This is a genomic window from uncultured Paraglaciecola sp. (assembly GCF_937123705.1).
In the GTDB taxonomy this organism is placed as follows: domain Bacteria; phylum Pseudomonadota; class Gammaproteobacteria; order Enterobacterales; family Alteromonadaceae; genus Paraglaciecola.
The window spans coordinates 1-19,255 of record NZ_CAKZKO010000026.1 but is presented as its reverse complement, the minus strand read 5'-3'; the positions used below and the strand labels follow the sequence as shown (position 1 = coordinate 19,255).

Sequence of the window (19,255 nt, the reverse complement as noted above, 5' to 3'; positions counted from 1 at the left end):
GTGGCCGACTTTTACGCCGCCCGCGACAACACAATGCCGCCGCTACCGTGGCCGAGTATTGCTCCGCCGATTACACTCGATAACATCTTCATCGAACGCCTGTGGCGATCTCTGAAGCAGGAGGCCATCTACCTTGAGGAAATCGACGATGGCTTCCACGCCCGGCGCGTGATCAAGGACTGGATGGCATTCTACAACACCAAACGCCCCCACTCCGCGCTTGATCGGCAGACACCCGATGACGCATATTGGGCAGGCTTGGAGCAACGACACGCAGCATGAAACCTAAACACGATACACCTTAGAAACGCTGCGAACCTGTCCGAAAAGGTGGAACCACTTCAATATAACTATTATTCAAAGTTGTATTTTTCAACATCAATTGGACCTAGTAGGGTTGCATCTTTCGCAGATTTTATATCGACCGATTCTGTCTCAACAAAAAACACACATCTCGCTTCATCAAAGCTGATTTTTGAAAGAATTATTTCTTCCAAGTCAAACGGGAATAAGTCTTTCACATATGCCGCGTTGAAATCATTCCCGTATGTTTCCTTCCCATATACCTCAAAAGAACCTGGTTGAATGTAGGGGGAGCCAAAGTTTTGTTCAAACTTTGATAATCGGTCATCGTGGAGTGGATCAATATCAAAGTACTGAATCATCTCTCGACCGTTGAGGGTTGTGGAATAGCCTATATATACCCGTCTCGTTTTGTTATTGCTTGTGCATTGATCTTTTTTTGGTTGTGCTTCGTAGCACGTGGGCTCTTCAGAAAATCCATTCCAAAAAACCCACAGTCGTTGGCAATTTGGGCAGCGCAACGCATGCTCGAACTCCGAATAGAGGTCTTCGGAGTTAACAATTCCATCATATTTGTCATAGGCGACATCAGATACAAGAAGCCATTCATTTGGGTTTGGAATTTGTCCAAAGTCTATTCGGTTATCGCACCTGCATTTTAATGATGGCATTTTAATTTCCAATTATCACGATATCGGTAATGTTTGTGGCACCAGCGCCATTTACTCGCGCTAGCACATTGCCAAGTTGCTCTGATGACACTGGGGAATTGCTCAAATCTAATACAATGCCAGATGCTTGATCGTTCTTCTTCGCAATCGCCGAAATAATTCGGTTTGGGTTCGCAGATGTTGGAGTGTAGACATCATATGGAATACCATCGACAAGCAAATCAGATGTCCCGCCTCCAGCTCTTGTTCCAATCGGATCGCGTATTTGTCCCCGACTTCATCAGTTTCAATGCGCCAACCTAGAAATCGCAGGTGTGAATATACCTCTTCTTTATTCACTGCCCTGCTCCTGGGAATTCTCGAACTTCAATTGGAATGCCGTTCGGATAGCCCTGATTTCTCAACGGAATTCCCCGAATCAACACACTCTCCATGCAAGGTCATATATAATCTCCAGCCGTAACCAATTTTAGAAACTGCTCCCAGTTCCCTAAGACGCGAACGTCTTCTTCGTCACCAATGTCAGGTGCAGATACAAAAGATACTGTATCATTCTTTATGAAGAACCCAAACTGGGTACCGCCTCCATCAGAAGCAAAAAAATGGTACTTATCGGGATACGCTCCTAGGTTAGCCTCTTGGAAGTTTTGCACTTCATCCTGTGTCCATATTGCGATATAGCCGTTTCCCAACCAGCCTTCAGCCCGAGAATAAGACCGGTAGAACTGGTTAAGGACAAAGGCTTCTCCTAACTCTGGCCACAAATCAGAACTCGCAGTGTTTAGTTGAACAAGGCTTTTGTTTGGGATGTTCTCAAAGTCGTTCATCGCTCCAAATCCCTTTGCAACCTATTCCACCATGGTGTGACCTCAGATCGGTGTGTACCACGTGGTAGATACACTTTGTTCGCAGGATCAGTCGGGCTTCCTCCATATTTCACCGGAACAATTTCATGGATTTCGTGACCTTCAGGCACTACCCCACTACGGCGCAACTGAGCGTTGGCATTATTTGCTAACCGTCTTGCCTCAGCATACTCTGATCCAGTTAGAAGCCTATAAGTAGCTCCTTCTGGTGGCCTTGGAACGCCAGATGGGTATCCAGTCCAATCGGAAACGCTGAAAGTGCCATCAGGAAACTGTGTCAATATTCTGTCAGGCGGTGGCAGATCAATATCCGGGCCTCTATCAGGAACGGCCCTTCCGATTTTCGTCGCTGCTCCTGCGGGTATTACGAATGTTGCAACAATTGCGCCGCCTTTAATCGCGTCCTGAACTCCGGTTGGCAATTCATTCCAGGTACCGCTGATGGTGTTTCCGGTTGCGTCGTCAACATAGGTAATTGCTACGTTTGCAACTTCACCAGCGGCTACCATGGCCTCAATGACAGCAGCTGTTTCTTCAGGGAAGTGGCTGGAAGCAAAAGCGATCCCTTTTTCTGTTCCTGCGGCAGCCAGTTCTGAAAGTAAATCTTCGCCACGACCAATCGTTTGCAAGCCTTCTATCGGATCACCGCCACCTGATAAGAAAACATAACCAGCGGCTAATAATGCAGCGATACAAACGCCTCCACACAGTGCGTTGTTCTCAAAACCGGATTCAGCAACTAGAGCCGCAACATTGACGTTTTCGGCCTCCCCACTGGAGAACAAGAAGCCAGCGAGTGCGCCAATAAACTCCGCACTGTTTGTATACTCTTCAGCGTTTAGATGGCGGCCGATTTCATCTGTGGTACCAGCATACAGCGATTGTGCAATTCCCCCAGCAGCGCCAGCAGCACAACTTGCCCCGGTTGCTTCAGCGGCAGCACACCCCGCAAGGCCGTGTAGCAGCGCGTGTTGGAATGATCCTTCTTCAAGTCCCAACTCTCCAATTTCAAACTGCACATCGGCTAGGGTGAGATTGACCACTGTGTTGACGAGTGAGCTTGAGAAGCCTTCAAGGAAGTCAGTGCCATAGACGGCGGAAGACAGCCCTGAGGAAATCGCCCCATCGAGCGCCCCTTCAAGGATACCGGCCATGGTGAGGTTTCCATTACCGAACTCACCCAACAGACCGTTAAACAAATCAGGGTTGGTTTCTGCGGTGATGCCCAGAGTGTCGAGATTGATGCCTGCGGTCAGGCCAGCTGAGATGCCGGAGAAAGCGGCACCCTCAAGGATGGCCCCGAGATCGAAGTTGCCAGAGACAATGCCATCAAGCGTGCCGACAATGGCAGAGTTGACAAATGCGCCCACACCACTGGCCACAGCACCCGTCGCTCCAAGGGCAGATGCAGCAGCAGCCCCCACGCCGGTAAAGGACAATGCAATACTCACGAGCGCCTTAAACGCAGGACTTAGGCTTGTCTGCTTATCATAGAAGTACTCATTGGCGAGGTCCTGGGAGAGCAGATTGAGGCCTTCAAGGGCGAGCAGCTCTTCTGGATAGAGGTCTTCGAGGCTCGGGGCATCGACACCTAACTGGGTGTAGACGGCCAGCTCTGCTTCGCCACCGATGCCAAGGTTGATCCCCTGCCCTGCCAGAAGCTGTGTGAACACGGCTGTTTCAACAAAGCTGCGCTCCTGGATCGTCGTCATGGTGATGAGACCCATGTTCGACGAGAAGAACTCGGAGCGTTGGCTGTCGATGGCGGCCTGGACAGAGAAGTCGCCGCCTGTGTTGATGTTCAGGTTTTGCCCAGCCGAGAGCGTTGCGCCCACCAGCGTGGTATCCTCACCGGAGACGAGGCTCAGATCGAGCGCGGCCAGCGCATCGGTCCCTGTGTTGAACTGATCCACCGTGTTGAGCTGACTGGAGGAACTGATCAGCCCCCAGAAGAGGCTGCTGGATTTCTTGATCTCTTCCTGGAAGATATCCGTGTAGGTGCCCGCGTAAATATCGCCCTCCACGGCCGAGAGGTTAATATCTCCATTGTTAGATACGAACGACGTGCCTGCCGTGGTGAGATCACCGGTTTCCGCAATCACATCCACATCGCCAGAGGCGGCAATGCGCACGCCTTCATTGGTTAGTTCCGTGATGGAGTGGGAGGAGGACTTTTTCTTAAAGCCAAAGAGCCCGCTCTTTTTAGAGCTGCGGGTCTCATAGGTGTAGATGTCCTGTGCAGCGGCCAGCACCACATCTTCAGCAGCCGCGAGTTGAACCGCACCACCTGCATCAATCTGCGTGCCAACCAGAACAGCCTGACCACCTGCTGTGGCAGTGAAGTCACCACCCGTGTTCAGCTCGGTCACATGGCTGGTCACCGTGTGGAAGTCAGTGCCGTTCTTGGCGTTACCCGCATGGTATTCAAATTCAGACTGAACGGCTGTCAGCAGAAGATCACCAGCTGCTGAGAGCGTGGTGTTGCCCCCAATCTCACCGGCAACACCGGCCAGAGCCAAATCACCAGAGGTGACAATGGAAAGATCACCCCCCACATCCAAAGAAGAAGTCAGCTGATCCCGCGCCGTGACCGTTCCGATTGAGGTCTTCTGTACTTCCCCGGTTAGAGGATTTGTGCTGAAGCGGTTGCGGTTGAACTCATACTCATTTTCAAGGGATGTGAGCGTGACACCTGCGACCGCAAAGATCGAGGTATCGGTCTCAGACGAGATAGCCACGCCTTTGCCGGTAAAATCCTGCCCTGCGATGATATCGACACTGGCTCCGTCAATGGTCACATCTTCAAAATCGATGCTGCCGAGGGCGGTAAGCGCCACCTCACCCGCATCTGCGGTAATGGAGCCGCCCGTGCCGGTGATATTATTGGCTGTGACCGAAGCGTCCAGTGAGGCCAGGATGGCCCCTGAGTTATCAATCGCATCTCCTGAGATTGCGACCGTGCTACCACTGATCAAAGCACCCGTGCCATCCAGCTCAAAGCTGGTGGCCGCAGGATAGATGGTCGTCAGGCCAGAGCCATCGGCTGCGGGGATTTCAATCGGCTGGTTGAGATAGTCCAGCTCGCCAACATCTGTAATCACATCAGCCTTGCTGAGTGCAGCCAGAATGGTTTCAGATGTGTTGTTGATGAGGTCATCGCGATACTGAAGTCGATCCACATCCATCATGTAGTTGGAGGTGATGTAGTTGCCGTATTGCGTGAACTCCGGATTTGTCTCAGCAATCGTATTGAGGCCCGCCGCCAGCAGCGCATCCACTGGGGCTGTTGGCGTCAGGGTAGGGGTAACGGACGTGACCACCTCCACGCTCGTGCTGTAGCTGCCAGGATCAATTGGAATGACAGTGGACGTGCCGCCCCCTGTATCCACCGTTGTGGTTGAGCCGGTATCAACCGCGACCACATCGCGGATATCCGTGCCATTGCCTTCTACAGGGGCTGTATGATCATCGGTACGCTGATCGTGGAATTCAAGGTTGTTGCCCGCCACCAGAGGAACACCAGTGAGGTCTGCATCCCCCGCCGCTTGCTGTTCCTGGATATAGGCATTCATCTCATCCATGACGTCTTGGAGCGACAACTCGGATGAGTTCAGGGTCAGATTGGTCAGACTGCCAGCAATCGAGACATTGCCAACCGCTTCGATACGTCCGCCGAAAGTGTCATAGAAATCCACCTCGCCTTCATGGCAGGTAAAGCAACCCGGCTTCTTATGAACCTCCAAAAGAACCTGACTGGCTCCCATGGCTTGGTTCGTTACCGTATTGGCAGTAATGAACAGGTCTTCCCCGGCAGAGATATTACCGAAGATATTACGCACCTCATCGGCTTCGATATCAACCGTGCCCCCGGCGACCATCTCGGCCAAAACACCATCATCGTTGAACCGATCCTGATAGAGGATTTTGACGATATCATAAGCAGCCCCTGAGCCCGCACTCATCGCGGCCCAGACATCGGTGTTGTCGCTCACAAGATCATTGGAATAGGTTGTGGTAACCACCCCGGTCACGGGATCGGTTGATGTGCTCTCTACAACAAGGGCAGATGGATCAAGAATATCCTTCACCGCATCCGAGACAGAGCTGCCACCAGAAGCCAGTGTGACCCAAAGTGCTGCATAGGCATCTGCATGTGCAGGCAGAACAGACCCATCCACATCAAAGATCGTAGGGTCCACCATCGAGGCGACGAGGGCAGCTGGATCAGGCGTGCCATCGGCATTGGCCTTGGCGAACATATCTTCCCAAAGACCTGCAAAATCGCTCTTGAGCGCTGTGCCACTTGGTGTGGTCACAGTGGATTTAAGGATCGACTGTGCGTCCGCCGAGAGCGTATCGCCGCCATTGATGGCATCGGCCCAAAGTGCAGCATATTCCGCCGAATAGGCAGGCAGGATATTACCATCACCGTCCAGATAGGTAGGATCGATCAGCTTGGAGAGCTCTTCCACCGGATCAGTGGGGCCAGAGCTGCCCTGCTCCAACCACTTGATGATCTCACTCGCCCCAATCGTGGGGGCTGTGCCCAAATTGGCCACTTCATCCGCACGAACAGTCAGATCGCCCTGGAAGGCTTCAATCCGGCCACCTGTGTTTTGAACGAGGCTGGCGGGATCAAGCGCTGCATTGGAAGCCAGCGTGATGCTGTCATTGGCCCAGATCACCCCGCCATTGTTCAGAATTTGATCCGCATAGATGTTAAGATCATCACCGGAGATCAGCGTAGCCGCATTGGTGAGGCTTGTGGCTGTGTCCAGCGTCAGAGTTGTGCCAGCTGAGACAACGCCTGAGTTGCTGATTGTACTCTCGGAGGTGATGGTCGTGACAGGCGCACTCAGGCTACCGCTATTGGTGGCCCCGCCAGGACCAGCGGTGACGGTCAGGGTTTGACCCGCATTTACCACCCCATCAGTGATGACACTCGGCCCACTCAGGGCGATGGCATCACCATAGATAGCCGAGCCGATACGGGCCTCCAGAGACGTTGCCGCCGTCAGAGTGGCAAAGCCCTCCCCTGTCACCGTGCCACGGTTTACGATCCCGGACTCGGAGGTCAGGGTGGTGGCGGGCCCGATCAGCGCGCCGCTGTTGTCGAGTCCACCTGCCCCGGCATTCAGATCGAGGGTGATGGAGGCCACAGCATCGCCATGAGTCGTGAGTGTGCTGCCTGTCAGCTCCACATCACCGCCAGACACCTCAGAGCCTGCGGATGTGCTCAGCGTATCGGTTGCCGTAAGGGCCGCTGAGACCGTTCCGGCAATCGCGCCATTATTGGTCAGATCAGCAGCTGAGGTGAGCGTAGTGCTGTTTCCGGCCACTGTACCGTTTACAATCAGATCACCACTGGTCGTGGTGATGCTGAGCGCATCATCGGCCTTGATGACCCCATCAAGCGTGGCTGAGGCGCTGGAAAGCGTCACGTTATTGCCAAAGGTCTCAGAAGCCGCACCTGTTGCAAGCGTCGTGGCCGCTGTTAGTTGTGTCAGGGCACTGGCAGAAATTTTGCCATCGTTCTGCAATGCGGCTGCGGAAGTCAGCGTGACATCCGTACCTGAGAGTGATCCGCTATTGCTCGCCCCGCCTGTGCCTGCGGTGACAGTCAGCCCCTGGATCGCCGTTGCATCCCCAGCCGTCGTGACGCTTTGCCCATTCAGAGCAATGCTATCGGCCGAGAGTTCAGAAGCGGAGCCCGTTGTCAGCGCCGTGCCTGCATCAACGGTAATCGCACCTGTGGCCGTGGCCTTGCCATTGAGCGCCGCCGAGGTCACCGCATCCACATCAATGGAGGCAGCAGAGAGTTCCGAGCCATCGCCCAAAGTCACCGAGTCCGTGAGTGATGTGACCTTGAGCGCGTCTGAGGCAGTGATTGCCGCCGTGATGTTGGCAAGCCCTGCACTTTCGAGAGTAATAGCCCCACCATCAGCCTGGCCGGTAAAGGTCAAGGTGCCGCCAGAGGTGCGGATATCAATCAGATTGCCATTCTCGGACGTGATGGAACCTTCCAGCAGCAATGGCCCCTGATTGCGGATGATCACCTGTTCACGGGCTTTGATCTGCGGCATATGACTGCCAGAAGGTGCGCCAAGGGTCAGCTGTCCATCAGCCCTCAGCGCAATATTCGTGCTTGAGGCCATCTCGCCATTGAGACGCACCCCAACACCGTTTTCCGTGGCCACCATCTGAATGGCATTGGCATACATGCCGCCTAAAGCCGCTACATCCACAGCCAAAGCAGGAGCAGCACCCGTTCCGGCTTGTTCCGTAATCCCGGTGACCGCACCGGTTTCAGGATCATAAGACCAGTTGTAATCAACGATATTGGCCCCGGCGACCACGTTCAGCTGATCAGCCCGCATCGCGCCGTAGATCGCCGCAGCCCGCGCAATTACATCCACGCGAGAGGTATCAGTCAGCGACAGACGGCTTTCCGGGTTCAACCCGCCAGACCCGATTGTCACCGTGCCTTGTTTGACATCAAATCCTGAGAGTGAGCCGTCCGAGCCAAAGCGCGGCGTACCTGTGGTCAGTGTTGCGCGGCCCGTATTCACAAAGCCGCAGCCATTGCAGGTGATGCCAAACTCATTGGCCAGCACCACATCCATGGTTTGGCCGCCCACTTCGAGAATACCATTAAGCTGGGTCTGATTGCCGCCAACCACTTCACCGATCCAAAGATCAGCCGCTTGTCCGGGCGCAAGGTTCGGGTTGCCCTCAATCCAGCCACCCAGTTGTGTATCCACATTGGTGGCTGAGTTGTTGAGGATCAGATCATCAGCGGTGAACTCTGTATAGATATCATGGGACACCCCCGCCCCATTGGGCGTGCCAATGTTGATAACCGTGGTGCCGTTATAGGATTGATCCACATGCGGACGTGGGCCATTATCCGGCCCCACCACCTGAATGCTTTGGGCATGAAGAAGGGCCGGTTGAACCGTCAGAGCCGCAATCAAGGCCCAGGAGATCAGCTTTTCAAGTTGCTTACCCATTTCAAAACCCCTTTATCCCAAATCCACCAAACACATCAAAACTCTACTTTAAAGCCAACATAGCCGACGGTTCTACTCGCCTCGAACGCGGGTTGCGCATTGGGCGGGTTTTCATCCGGACGGCTGAGCGCATGGGCCACTTGCAAGGTCAGCGTTGCCTGGTTCTGGATCTTGATATCCGCACCGAGGCTTATGCCCACAAGATAATCCTGCGACCAACTGCGCAAAGCGGATGGCTCCACATAGCCAATATCCAGACCCGCATTCATGCGGACTTCAACATCGGCCCCTTTATAGGCGTCCCATTCGACTGTGTTGCGCAGATAAATGCCGCTATCGCCATACATGCTGTCATCATGGAAGCCGCGCACCGAAGACCAGCTGCCGATAGAAAATTGCTCCGTTCCCGGCAGAATGTCGTCTGAGAGCTGCGCAACTAAGGTCCCCCTGTAGAGCGTGCCCGCATCATTCAGCGGATGTTCATAGGTCAGGCGAGCTTTCAAGAGGCGGAACTCAGGATCAACGATGCTTTTGTCGAGTACGTAGGAATCGAACGCATCAAGACCAAACCTGGCCCCTACGTCCCAGGTCAGCTTTGAACCCTGCTCAAAGCTCCTCTCACCCCGCAGGCCAAGGGAGCCAATAGTCAAACGGCGACGCTGGCTTTCAATTTCATTATTGTCGATGAAGGTCCGCGTGCGCGTGAGCTTCAGATCGCCATAAGCATATACCTTGGCTGTCTGGTTGCGCATCAACAAACGCTCGGCGGAAAATGTCGCGTAATGTGAGCGCCCTTCCACCGGGTAGGACTGGTTGATCCCCGGTAGGATGAAGTAATAATCACTCGCCCCCACATCGATCCCATAAGACCAATTGCCAACAGGCACATTCCAGCTCGCGGAATAAGCATCTGAGTGCTTGTTGCCACGATCATCAAATGGGGTCGAGGTCAGGCTGAAGCGCAGCTGGTCATTCAGCCCCAGCACATTATCAAAGCCTAAGTTCGCCGTGGCTTTGACAACACCGGTCGTATCAAAGCCAGTATTGTTGAGGCTCAAATCAAAGTGCCAGGGGCGTTTGTCCTCAACATGGACCTGCACAAAAGACCCACCGGGCTCTTCGCCGGGGATCAATTGGAAACGCCCGCTCGCTGATCTGGGACCATTGATGTTCTCAAGCCCCTGCTCGAGATCACGCAGGTTCAAAAGATCACCACGCTCTCCCGGAAACGCAGTATCAATCCGCGCATCTGCCTGAGCACCATCCCCATAAACATAGCCTTCAAGCCGTCCGGGCACGACGGTTATTTCAAGCGATCCATCAGCCACATCCTGCTCCGGCACATAGGCCCGCGTGGTGATGTAGCCCAACTCCTGATAGTGTTGGTTAATGCTGTTGAGCACGCCCGCAATGTCTGCCGCTGTGGCGCAGCTTCCAATGAGGTCTCGATAACCTTCTGGCTCGCGTTTGAAGGCCTCAAAACCACTGAGGATAATGTCGCGGATTTCAAAGCAGGGGCCACCTGGGGCCGGGGCCAGAGGATCAACACCGGTGCTCGGCGCTCCTTGCGTACCACCTGTGCGCCGCTGCTCAGCCCGTCTGGCCGCTTCCGCCTCAGTCTGGGCAGACTGCTGTTGCTGGATTTCGTTTTCGGCAGCACGCAAATCAGCTGGAGGAATAGCCTGGGCATGCGCTATCCCAGCACCCATCAGCACCGCAAGGCCAACGGCCTGAGGATATGTGCGCAACGCTCTCACTTAGTCAGCACTTTCATCGGTGAGGCAACAAAATCCCGCGCTTTCTCTTGTGCTGCTTCCACATCTGCTTGCGTCATCGCTGCCGTCAGCTCTTGTAAAGCTTGCGGTGCATTGGGATGCGAGCGGGCCGAAGCAAGGTTCAAATGCATATGCGCTTCAATCTGATTGGCGGGCTCAGCGCCCTCTTCCAGAATGAGACGTGCCATTTCAAACAAGCCAACGGCATTGCCAAAGGCAGCAGAGCGTTCAAAATACCCCCGTGCCCGTGCAATATCTTCAGCGCTTGTCGCGCCAGCGCGATACAACGCCCCAAGTGTGTTCAGCGCAAGGATATGATCTTTGTTTGCGGCTTGTCGGTAATAGGCAATCGCTCGAGCGGGGTCTTTCTCAACACCTTTGCCTTCAAAGTAGAGCTTGCCGAGATTAAAGAGCGCGTTGCGGTCGCCTTGCTCAGCGGCCAACCCAAAAAGACGCACCGCTTCTGCATAATCCTGGGCAGCGCCCGCTTCGCCCCGGTAATGCATCAGTGCGACGCGGTTCAAAGCCTCGACATTGCCGCCCTCGGCAGATTGGCGGTAAAGCCGCATGGCCGATGTCGGATCGGCTTCAACACCAAGACCCAGTTCCAACATCCGGGCCAGGTAGTAGCCCGAGGCCGCATCCCCCGAACGAAACCCTTCGCTGAAGGATTGCATGGCGGTTTCATATTGCCCCGCATCAAAAGCAGTTTTGCCGTCTTCCAACGGCCCAGCCAATGCGCCAGATGCGAAGGCGAGGCTCAAGAGTGTTGCTGATGAAAAAGAAAAGATACGCATCATCCGGAGACCTGTTCTTGATAATGGCGGTAGGCAGCGGAAAAGCCGCGTAAGGAAACGGGGAATTCAACCGCCTGGGTTTTGGCAGTCCAGACGCGCACCTTGGCATCAAGGCCATTTCGGAAAGCACTCAGTACGGAGCCCGATAGTTTAAACCCGGCATGACACCCGGCCCGGTCGCAAATCTCATAGAGCACTTTGAACGGGCGGCGGCGATCTACGCGGATTTCAATGCCGGGGGCGAGGTAAACACCAGTTGGAACGGTCACAACAGCGTAGTTTGCTCCAGCATCTTCCCCAGGTGAGATACTCAGTAGAAATACCGCAGGCCCATCTTCGCTGGCCGAGGCGCTTTGCAGCATTTGGCAAGTGGTGGTCTCCTCGGCCGACTGGCACAGTACTCGCCAATCGGTAAAGATCTGCTCATCAGGATGGGCAGGCGCTGTCTGCGCAAAGGCTGACTGCCCAAAGAATAATAACGCGGCGCACCAATGCCAGAGAGAGCTCAAACGAACCATGACAAGAACCTATCCTGCCTGATCAATCGGAACCGCTTTCCAATCCCGCGCGAAGGCCTGAGCTGTTTCCAGAGACGCCGCATCAAGCTGGCTCGCAATCTCATCACGCAACACACGCGCCTCGTCCAGGCCCCGCACCGCAGCAAGATTAGCAAAGCCATGGGCCTTCACCAAATCTCGGTCTACGCCAGTACCCGAAGCATAGGCTTTGGCAACCTCATGCAAACCCATCGGGTTGCCCGCCGCTGCGGTAATCTGGAATTGTGCAAACGCAGAGGCGGCGTTTTGTTCTATACCCGTGCCGCTCTGGTAAGCCTGACCGATATAGTTGATCGCAGCCACATGATTGGCCTCAGCCGCTTGCTGCCAATATTCCACAGCGCGAACAGCGTTCTGCGCCACACCTTTGCCTTCCGAATACATCAACCCACAATTGAACTGGCCATTGGCATCGCCTTGATCGGCGGACGCGCAAATCAACTCCGCTGCACGCTTGTAATCCTGAAGAACAAACTCGCCATTCAAATGCATCAGGCCCAACCGGTTCTGAGCTAGAGCACTGCCTTTGGACACAGCCGCCGCATAGAGCTCCGCCGCGCGTCGCATATCTTTATCCGTGCCAAGACCCATTTCAAAAAGACGGCCAATGTAAAACGCACCATCAGCATCACCCGCTTCAAATGCCGCCTGGAATTCCTGCACGGCCCCCTGAACATCACCCGCTTCCAGCGTCTCAATACCCTTCGCAACATCCGCCATCACAGGCACCGACAATCCCATGCAAAACCCAATTGCCAAAAAACCTCTAAATATCTGCATAGAAATAACCTTTCCGAATTCGTCGCGTTTTCCTTAACGCATTTGTTACCACACGTTAAGGGGGAAGATGGAAGATAAGCACTCATGGTGTAAGCCGTGATATGATCCGCTCGTTCACCTCATCGGTGATCTTGATGTACCGATCCCCTTCCCCACGGATGCGCTGTTCGCATAGTCCTTTGGCCGTGAGACCATCGGGGGAATAGGCTTCAATGTCTGCCCCCAGCTCCGCCAGCCGTTCAGCCACTTCCAGATTCTGGTTGTCTGAGCAGGCCAGGAGGAGCGGCGTCATAGGGTTTTCCGTGACCACCTCAAGATCAGCACCGGCATCGACCAAGGCATTGATCACATCGGGGTTCGGGTTGAAGAGCGCCGCCACATGCAAAGGGGTCAGGTCCTGGACATAGGCCTGGGCCGAGATATCCGCCCCCTGCCCCACCAAAAAACTGACAACCTCTGGCGTGTTGTATGCGGCGGCAAACATGAGCGGGGTGTATCCCGCCTCATTCTGGGCATTCACATCCATTCCAATGTCCAGCAGTGCTTGCAGCAGGTCCGTATCTGGCGTGATGGCTGTGAAGAGCATCAGCGTATTGGTGCCGCCCTGGATCAGCTTTTCGAAATTCGTGCGAGGCCCAAAGGTTCTGCCATCAAAGGTCCGGGTCAGGAATTCGTCGGGATGGTCAGCAATGTAGCGGCGGGACAGACCGTTTATCTGATCTATCAGCTCCTGGGGAACCTCTTCGATCCGTTCCAGGGTGCGGGCATGGGCAATGCGTTCTGCGAGCCTTGCCGCTTCTTGTTCTGCCCGCAGGCGTTCGGCCTCCTGACGGCGGGCTTCTTCCTCAGCTTCCCGTGCCAGACGCCGCTCTTCCGCAAGGCGTTCCTCTTCCAAACGCCGCGCTTCAGCTTCGGCCTCACGCTGGCGACGTTCTTCCTCTTCAGCTGCGATCTGAGCTTGGCGCTCTTGTTCGCCTTGAACCCGGCGTTCTTCGGCCAGACGATCTTCTTCGAGCTGGATGGCCTGTTGCTCCTTGAAATAGGACCACAGATTGTAGCCAGCGAAGCAGAAGACCACGCCGAGGACGATGGCGAAAATGAGCTTGGGATTTTTCATGAGGAAATGCCTGTTTCTTGTTCTTCTTTGAGGGCTGGGACACTCGCCCGCCCTGCCCTGCGGTGTTCCCGGTATGTATTGAAGGCAAGCACCCCCGCACAAGCCACAATGCCCCCGCCAGCAGTGAGCGCCCCGTCATAATCGACCTGAGAAACGATCTCTTTGGCGCGATCCCCGCCCTTGATGTAGCCGAGGACCAGCTCGACCATGGGGTTTTCAAAGATGATTTTCTGGCCAAAATAGCCCAGCAGATACACCGATGACAGCCCGATCCCACCACGAGCCAGGAACGAGGTCTTCGAGACGCGGACGAAATATGCCTTCGTCCGCTGATAATCCGCATAGAGCATTCCGGCGATGATGCCCGGAGCGCCATACAGCAGCGACGTGCCATAAAAGCCGATCAACTCAGGCATTCCGGCGATATGCCGGAAAGAGGACCCCATCACCAAGGGGGACAACAGCAGGACCAGAACCAGTGTTTTGAACCGCAGGAGCCAGGTCAGCAGACCTGCAAGAACGCCCCAGAGAATTGAGGCGTTTAAAAATAGGAAGAAGGTTTCAAATGTGGCAGGCATCGGTCACGGATTAATCATTTTTGAAAACCCTTCTACTCGAACAGCTTTGGATTTGAAATACTCTACAAAATAAATATAATGTTGAAAGTTATGTTGCCCCCTGCCCTATTTTGTTAGGGTTTTGAGGTGGATCAGACAGAACGCCAGCTTATATTTTGTAGAAAGTTACATGAACAAGGTGAAAAACTGGGTCACGGCCAGTGAGGTCGAGGCCCTACGCAAGGCAGCACGAAAGACCAGGAACCCAGCTCGTAACGAGCTGATTATTCTGATGCTCTACCGCCACGGCCTGCGCGTGTCGGAGCTCTGCCATATCAAGCTTGAACAGTTGAACTTGGATCAAGCCACGGTATTCGTGAAGCGATCCAAGAACGGTATCGACGGGATGCACCCGATTGCTGGTGACGAGCTGAGGCTTCTCAGACGTTACCTGCGAGAGCGTGAGAGCGAGTTGCCCTGGCTCTTTGTATCCGAGCGCGGAAGCCCCCTCGCCCGCAGCACCGTGAACAAACTTCTGGAGCAATGCAGCCAGTCAGCCGCCCTGCCCCGCATCAACCCGCACATGCTGAGGCATGGCTGCGGCTTCTATATGATCAACAACGGCTATGATATCCGTGCAGTGCAAATCTACCTGGGTCATGTCTCGATCAGCAACACGGCCATCTATGCCAGGTTCAACGAGAAGCAGTTTGTGGGGATGTGGGAATAGCGCCTTGCGCAGCTCTAGGGGTGGCCTCCCAGGTCTCAGGGCTATATCTACCATAAAAAAGATAATTACCATTCCTACCATATTAATGGTGAGAATGGTAAAAGATATAGTAACTCTTATAATGATAGGTAGGGTGGTAATGGTGAAAAAACTTGCAAACATAAAAAAACTAGATACCATAATCACCATATCAACTAAGCTGGATCACTATGAAAATCGTTGTCTGGAATCTGAAAGGGGGACAGGGGAAGACCGTACTCTCCGTCGCCATTGCGATGCTTGAGGGCTTCTATGTCGTCACAAATGACGTTCACAGCCCGATTGATGAAGTGTTGGGAGAGGATAGGGCGCTGCGTATGGGAATGCGTGATGACCTTCCTGAAGTGCCGCCAGAGCTCAATCTGATCTATGATTTTGGGGGCTACCCTGATGCACGCATCATCCAGGCCGCAAAACAAGCCGACTGTGTCGTTGTCCCAATCATCTACGAGTCACCACTTGAAATGCAGGTGACCATCAACGCGTTGTCCGAGATCGAGAAGTACACGGACCGCATCATCATTGTGTTGAACAAGGCCAAGCCAGGGGACTTCGAAAGGGCGCAGACCGTTCTTGCGGAGTTCGACTACGAGTATCCGATCTTTGAGGTCAAGAAGTCCACAGCCTTCAGTCGAGCCATCGAGCACAAGAAATCACTTCAGCAGATGGTCGATGAAAGCCCGCTTTTCAGCTTCCACTATTCAAAGCCCCTCGAACAGGTTCGCAACCTGATCAAAGCTATCTCCTAACCCAATGTGATCATGAACATGAAACAGCCAGCAACCGCCTTTTCCTTCAAGAAGAACACTGACGTTGAAGCTCTTCCTCATGCCGTGCCGGGAACACCTAAACCAAAACCGGCCGCAAAACCTGGTCGAAAGCCAAGCTCTGACGCAGGAGTGCGCCAGAAGCAGGTGAGTGCATACTTGGCTCAGCCTGAATGGGAAGATCTTGAGCGCAAGCTTGATGGACGACCGGCATCAACAGTACTGCGCAACTTAATCCTTGACTATTTGAAGCATGGCTAGACCAAAGAACCCTATCATAAACATCAGGATGAAGGACTTGGGAAAACAACCGATCCAACTAGAGCTCTTCCGCCTCACGGACGTTCCTTACACGAACGCCTTTGAGTTCTATGAGGCTATCCCGCGTTTTGTGGCGGGCGGTGATCGTGCCAAGTATATCCGTCCAGACGGTACGATAGGGGAGGTGAAGCGCAACGAAGATGGAACAGCTCTGCCGATTGAAAAGTTCTATGTTCATCGCGGGAAAGGGTACAATCTCACCATCAAGCCAGCCAGCCTTGAACAGAAAGAGGGCTACAAGTCTGTTTTCCCAGGGGTGCGCGAAGAGATCATTGAGTTCATCATCTTCAAGCTTTCCATCGAGCGTGGATTTTTCTTTGATGGAGAGGATGAACCATCAGCAAAGACTGATAACTACGTTGTTTTCACAACCGTTTATGAAATCCAGCAAGAGCTGAAGAAGCGCCACGGTACCAAACACCCATCCTACAATCACACTCAAGTCCTAGAGGCACTTCAGGTGCTTTCAGAGACCCGCTACGTGCTGAAGGGCGAAACAAAAGAGGAAAGCATTACCTTCTCCCCCTTTGTTGAGTTCGGCTACATGAACGAGAAGGACAGTAAGAGTAAGACTGGCAAAAACGCCACCGTCTACATCAAGCTCAACTCACTGGTCGCCAAGTCAATCCTTGCAAAAAACTGGCGTCAAATCGGCTATGATAATGTAATCCAGGACGACAGCTTCCTTGGCCGTTGGTTCCGTAAAACCCTCAGTCTGCGTTTCACGCAGGCCGATCCGTTCAAGTCCTACAACATCAAGCTTTCGACCGTGATCAACCACTCAGGCATCAGTCCGTACACGCGCGTAATGGACAATGTGAGATACGTACAAAACACGCTTGAGGCTTTGGATATTGTTTCCGAGGTGAAGGTCCTGAAGGAACATGCGGTCAATCCCGAAACCCGCCGACGCCAGGTTGTTGATGCTAAATTCATCATCTACCCAAGCCGCGCCTTCACCCACGAACAGGTGAAGAGCAATGCTCATTCCAAACGCCTAGAAGGCGCAGTGGAAGGGGAGGCCGGATACCCTCTGCTTGAACCGAGGAAGAGCGACTTCAAAAATCTCAGGGACTACGAGAAGGCTCGCAGGGAATTTCTGAAGGCTCAGACCTAGACAAAATTGTGGAAAACTCGCCCGATAATATAGGGTTCTGGTTCACGCTACACAGGGCCAAACATAGGGTTCTGGTTCACGTTTCGGATTTTACACCCCTACGACCCCCATAATGTCTGAGACAGATCACCATCAAATCTAGGGTTCTGGTTCACGCTAGAGCGGGTTATACATGAAAACCTAGGGTTCTGGTTCACGTTTCATATGATCGAGGCCACAAAATGTAGGGTTCTGGTTCACGCTAGAACACAAATTGCTCCAATGTAGGGTTTTGGTTCACGCTACACAGGGTCGAACATAGGGTTCTGGTTCACGCTACGAGCCAAATTTACAGGGTTCTGATTCACGCTACCACCTCAGAAGATACTGATCTTAAAACAAAACCACAAAACCCAACCTCTTTTTCAGCCGCATTATTAACCTTTAACCTAATTCTTAGCCCCGAAATCATTGTGGAAAACTTTCCTAACAGACGCTCAAACAAATGTTTGGGCAGGTAAACATCTACGATGAAAAAGAAAAACCAGGGCTGTCACTCATGGTCATTTCATTGAAATCCTTAAACCCACGATACTGGTCACGACAGTCATCAACTGAAATCGTCCCCAAAAGCTCCTGGAAGTAAGTTGTTCCCGCATCACCCGCCTGGTCATTATCCAAAAACAAACGAACCTCATCATACTTGCCTTCAAGTACCTGAGCTACAGCACGAGTCTTGAGAGCGCCTGAGTTGAGCACAACCACCGAAAATGGTGGCTCAGAATGATTGTGAAAACTTAGGTAAGCCAAGAAATCGAAAAAACCCTCAAAAACGGCGCATACAGAACTGTTAGGCGCTTCGAGGTAGGTGATATCCTTTCCAACCCCAACAAAGCCCTTGAAGAGCGAATTTCGGGCCTCATGGCCCGATCCAGCAGGCCAACCGATAGCGAAATATTTTTTGGCCTGGTCTGGTGGAGTGAAATGTATCTGGTGAAGGTACTTTTCAATTAGCGTTGAAGCTATCTTGCGTTTGTCCAGATACTGAAGAAGGGCAGGGTGCTTAACCGGCCCTTTGTGAAGCAACTTCAAAGCCGTGCCACCATCTTTTTCTTTTTCAACAGCAGCGCGTCTCTGATCCAAAAGCTCCGGTAGGTGCGTGGGGTTGGATGCCTGGCGATATCCGTAAGCTGAGTATAACCCCGTACGTTCCAAGTGACGCAGGGCATCACGAACAGAAGAGCAGCATAGTTCAACAGCAAGATCGAGCGTGTTGCCGCCACGTCCAATGCCATGATCATACCATTTGTTGATGATGGTATCGACTTTGAAAGATGGAGAACTGTCGCCGCTGCGAATGGGGCTCTTATACCATAGCTCACGGCCACCCATTCGGGTTTTTGCGGGTTTGTACCCTTGGTGCTCTAGGTAGAGGTCAAGGGGGATGGTTTTTGCTTGGTCAGCTCTCATGGTGCAATGGTTAGGATATAGACGGGCTAGCGCAGAAAGCGTTCAATGAGACGATAGATTTCATCGTCGTTGCGCTTGCCAACCAAGGCGACACGCAAAATATCCACATCAATCTTGTAGATGATGCGGTATTCACCGGACTTTGCTCGCCGCCATGGCGCGTATCCTTTCAGCTCGACCGTAGGCAAAGTCTCAGGATCGTCAGCCAACTTTTTGATACGCGCTGCAATCTGTTTGGCTTGCTTGGCTGGTATCTTGCCGAGCGCTTTGTCCGCTCGCTTGGATAGCTTAATCGTCAGCATCGAGCAGAGCGTTAATGCGCGCCGAGCTTTGTTCAGCCGTCAAGTAACCCTCAGCGTCAGCAGCTTTGGCTTCTTCGCCCCAGATCGTGTCCTGGAT

Annotated in this window: 12 protein-coding genes; 2 read left to right on the top strand and 10 right to left on the bottom strand. The window is 53.3% G+C overall.

The genetic code is table 11. The features are described 5' to 3' along the window. A partial coding sequence (locus tag Q0688_RS03805) for an integrase core domain-containing protein (RefSeq protein WP_299073326.1) occupies window positions 1-282 on the top strand: 282 nt, incomplete at its 5' end. A 71-nt stretch (window positions 283-353) separates the two neighbouring features. Here the strand turns inward: Q0688_RS03805 and Q0688_RS03800 are convergent. From Q0688_RS03800 to Q0688_RS03755, 10 genes are all read right to left on the bottom strand, one after another. Continuing rightward, window positions 354-974 carry a hypothetical protein gene (locus Q0688_RS03800; protein WP_299073325.1) on the bottom strand — a complete coding sequence of 207 codons (621 nt, stop codon included), beginning with the start codon at window positions 972-974 and terminating at the stop codon, window positions 354-356. Between the two features lies 1 nt (window position 975). After that, a complete protein-coding gene (locus Q0688_RS03795) occupies window positions 976-1,194 on the bottom strand; it encodes a hypothetical protein (RefSeq protein ID WP_299073323.1) in 219 nt (72 codons plus the stop codon). 220 nt (window positions 1,195-1,414) lie between these two features. After that, window positions 1,415-1,801 carry a hypothetical protein gene (locus Q0688_RS03790; protein WP_299073321.1) on the bottom strand — a complete coding sequence of 129 codons (387 nt, stop codon included), beginning with the start codon at window positions 1,799-1,801 and terminating at the stop codon, window positions 1,415-1,417. Next, entirely contained in the window at window positions 1,798-8,850 is a 7,053-nt protein-coding gene (locus tag Q0688_RS03785) for a hemagglutinin repeat-containing protein (protein ID WP_299073320.1), read from the bottom strand. The genes Q0688_RS03790 and Q0688_RS03785 overlap by 4 nt, the downstream gene beginning before the upstream one ends. A gap of 35 nt (window positions 8,851-8,885) precedes the next feature. Then, window positions 8,886-10,598, bottom strand: coding sequence for a ShlB/FhaC/HecB family hemolysin secretion/activation protein (locus Q0688_RS03780; protein WP_299073318.1), 1,713 nt, complete (start codon window positions 10,596-10,598; stop codon window positions 8,886-8,888). Window positions 10,599-10,603: 5 nt separating this feature from the next. Next, a complete protein-coding gene (locus Q0688_RS03775; protein ID WP_299073316.1) occupies window positions 10,604-11,425 on the bottom strand; it encodes a tetratricopeptide repeat protein in 822 nt (273 codons plus the stop codon). Continuing rightward, the gene (locus Q0688_RS03770; RefSeq protein ID WP_299073314.1) at window positions 11,422-11,940 is read right to left on the bottom strand and encodes an invasion associated locus B family protein; all 519 of its coding nucleotides are present in this window, start codon (window positions 11,938-11,940) and stop codon (window positions 11,422-11,424) included. The genes Q0688_RS03775 and Q0688_RS03770 overlap by 4 nt, the downstream gene beginning before the upstream one ends. 9 nt (window positions 11,941-11,949) lie before the next feature. Then, window positions 11,950-12,759 carry a tetratricopeptide repeat protein gene (locus Q0688_RS03765; protein WP_299073312.1) on the bottom strand — a complete coding sequence of 270 codons (810 nt, stop codon included), beginning with the start codon at window positions 12,757-12,759 and terminating at the stop codon, window positions 11,950-11,952. 82 nt (window positions 12,760-12,841) lie between these two features. Then, window positions 12,842-13,876 carry an ankyrin repeat domain-containing protein gene (locus tag Q0688_RS03760; protein WP_299073310.1) on the bottom strand — a complete coding sequence of 345 codons (1,035 nt, stop codon included), beginning with the start codon at window positions 13,874-13,876 and terminating at the stop codon, window positions 12,842-12,844. After that, window positions 13,873-14,454: a hypothetical protein gene (locus tag Q0688_RS03755; protein WP_299073308.1), complete on the bottom strand. Its 582-nt coding sequence runs from the start codon at window positions 14,452-14,454 to the stop codon at window positions 13,873-13,875. Before Q0688_RS03755 ends, Q0688_RS03760 begins: the two co-directional genes overlap by 4 nt. A 169-nt stretch (window positions 14,455-14,623) precedes the next feature. Between Q0688_RS03755 and Q0688_RS03750 the strand changes: the two genes are divergently transcribed. Then, the gene (locus Q0688_RS03750) at window positions 14,624-15,163 is read left to right on the top strand and encodes a tyrosine-type recombinase/integrase (protein ID WP_299073306.1); all 540 of its coding nucleotides are present in this window, start codon (window positions 14,624-14,626) and stop codon (window positions 15,161-15,163) included. Window positions 15,164-19,255 lie beyond the last annotated feature (4,092 nt).

Excerpts from the sequence above, each read along its gene's own strand:
- Q0688_RS03800 (WP_299073325.1), bottom strand. The coding sequence starts at position 974 with ATGCCATCATTAAAATGCAGGTGCGATAACCGAATAGACTTTGGACAA.
- Q0688_RS03790 (WP_299073321.1), bottom strand. The coding sequence starts at position 1,801 with ATGAACGACTTTGAGAACATCCCAAACAAAAGCCTTGTTCAACTAAAC.
- Q0688_RS03785 (WP_299073320.1), bottom strand. The coding sequence starts at position 8,850 with ATGGGTAAGCAACTTGAAAAGCTGATCTCCTGGGCCTTGATTGCGGCT.
- Q0688_RS03775 (WP_299073316.1), bottom strand. The coding sequence starts at position 11,425 with ATGATGCGTATCTTTTCTTTTTCATCAGCAACACTCTTGAGCCTCGCC.
- Q0688_RS03770 (WP_299073314.1), bottom strand. The coding sequence starts at position 11,940 with ATGGTTCGTTTGAGCTCTCTCTGGCATTGGTGCGCCGCGTTATTATTC.
- Q0688_RS03765 (WP_299073312.1), bottom strand. The coding sequence starts at position 12,759 with ATGCAGATATTTAGAGGTTTTTTGGCAATTGGGTTTTGCATGGGATTG.
- Q0688_RS03760 (WP_299073310.1), bottom strand. The coding sequence starts at position 13,876 with ATGAAAAATCCCAAGCTCATTTTCGCCATCGTCCTCGGCGTGGTCTTC.
- Q0688_RS03755 (WP_299073308.1), bottom strand. The coding sequence starts at position 14,454 with ATGCCTGCCACATTTGAAACCTTCTTCCTATTTTTAAACGCCTCAATT.
- Q0688_RS03750 (WP_299073306.1), top strand. The coding sequence starts at position 14,624 with ATGAACAAGGTGAAAAACTGGGTCACGGCCAGTGAGGTCGAGGCCCTA.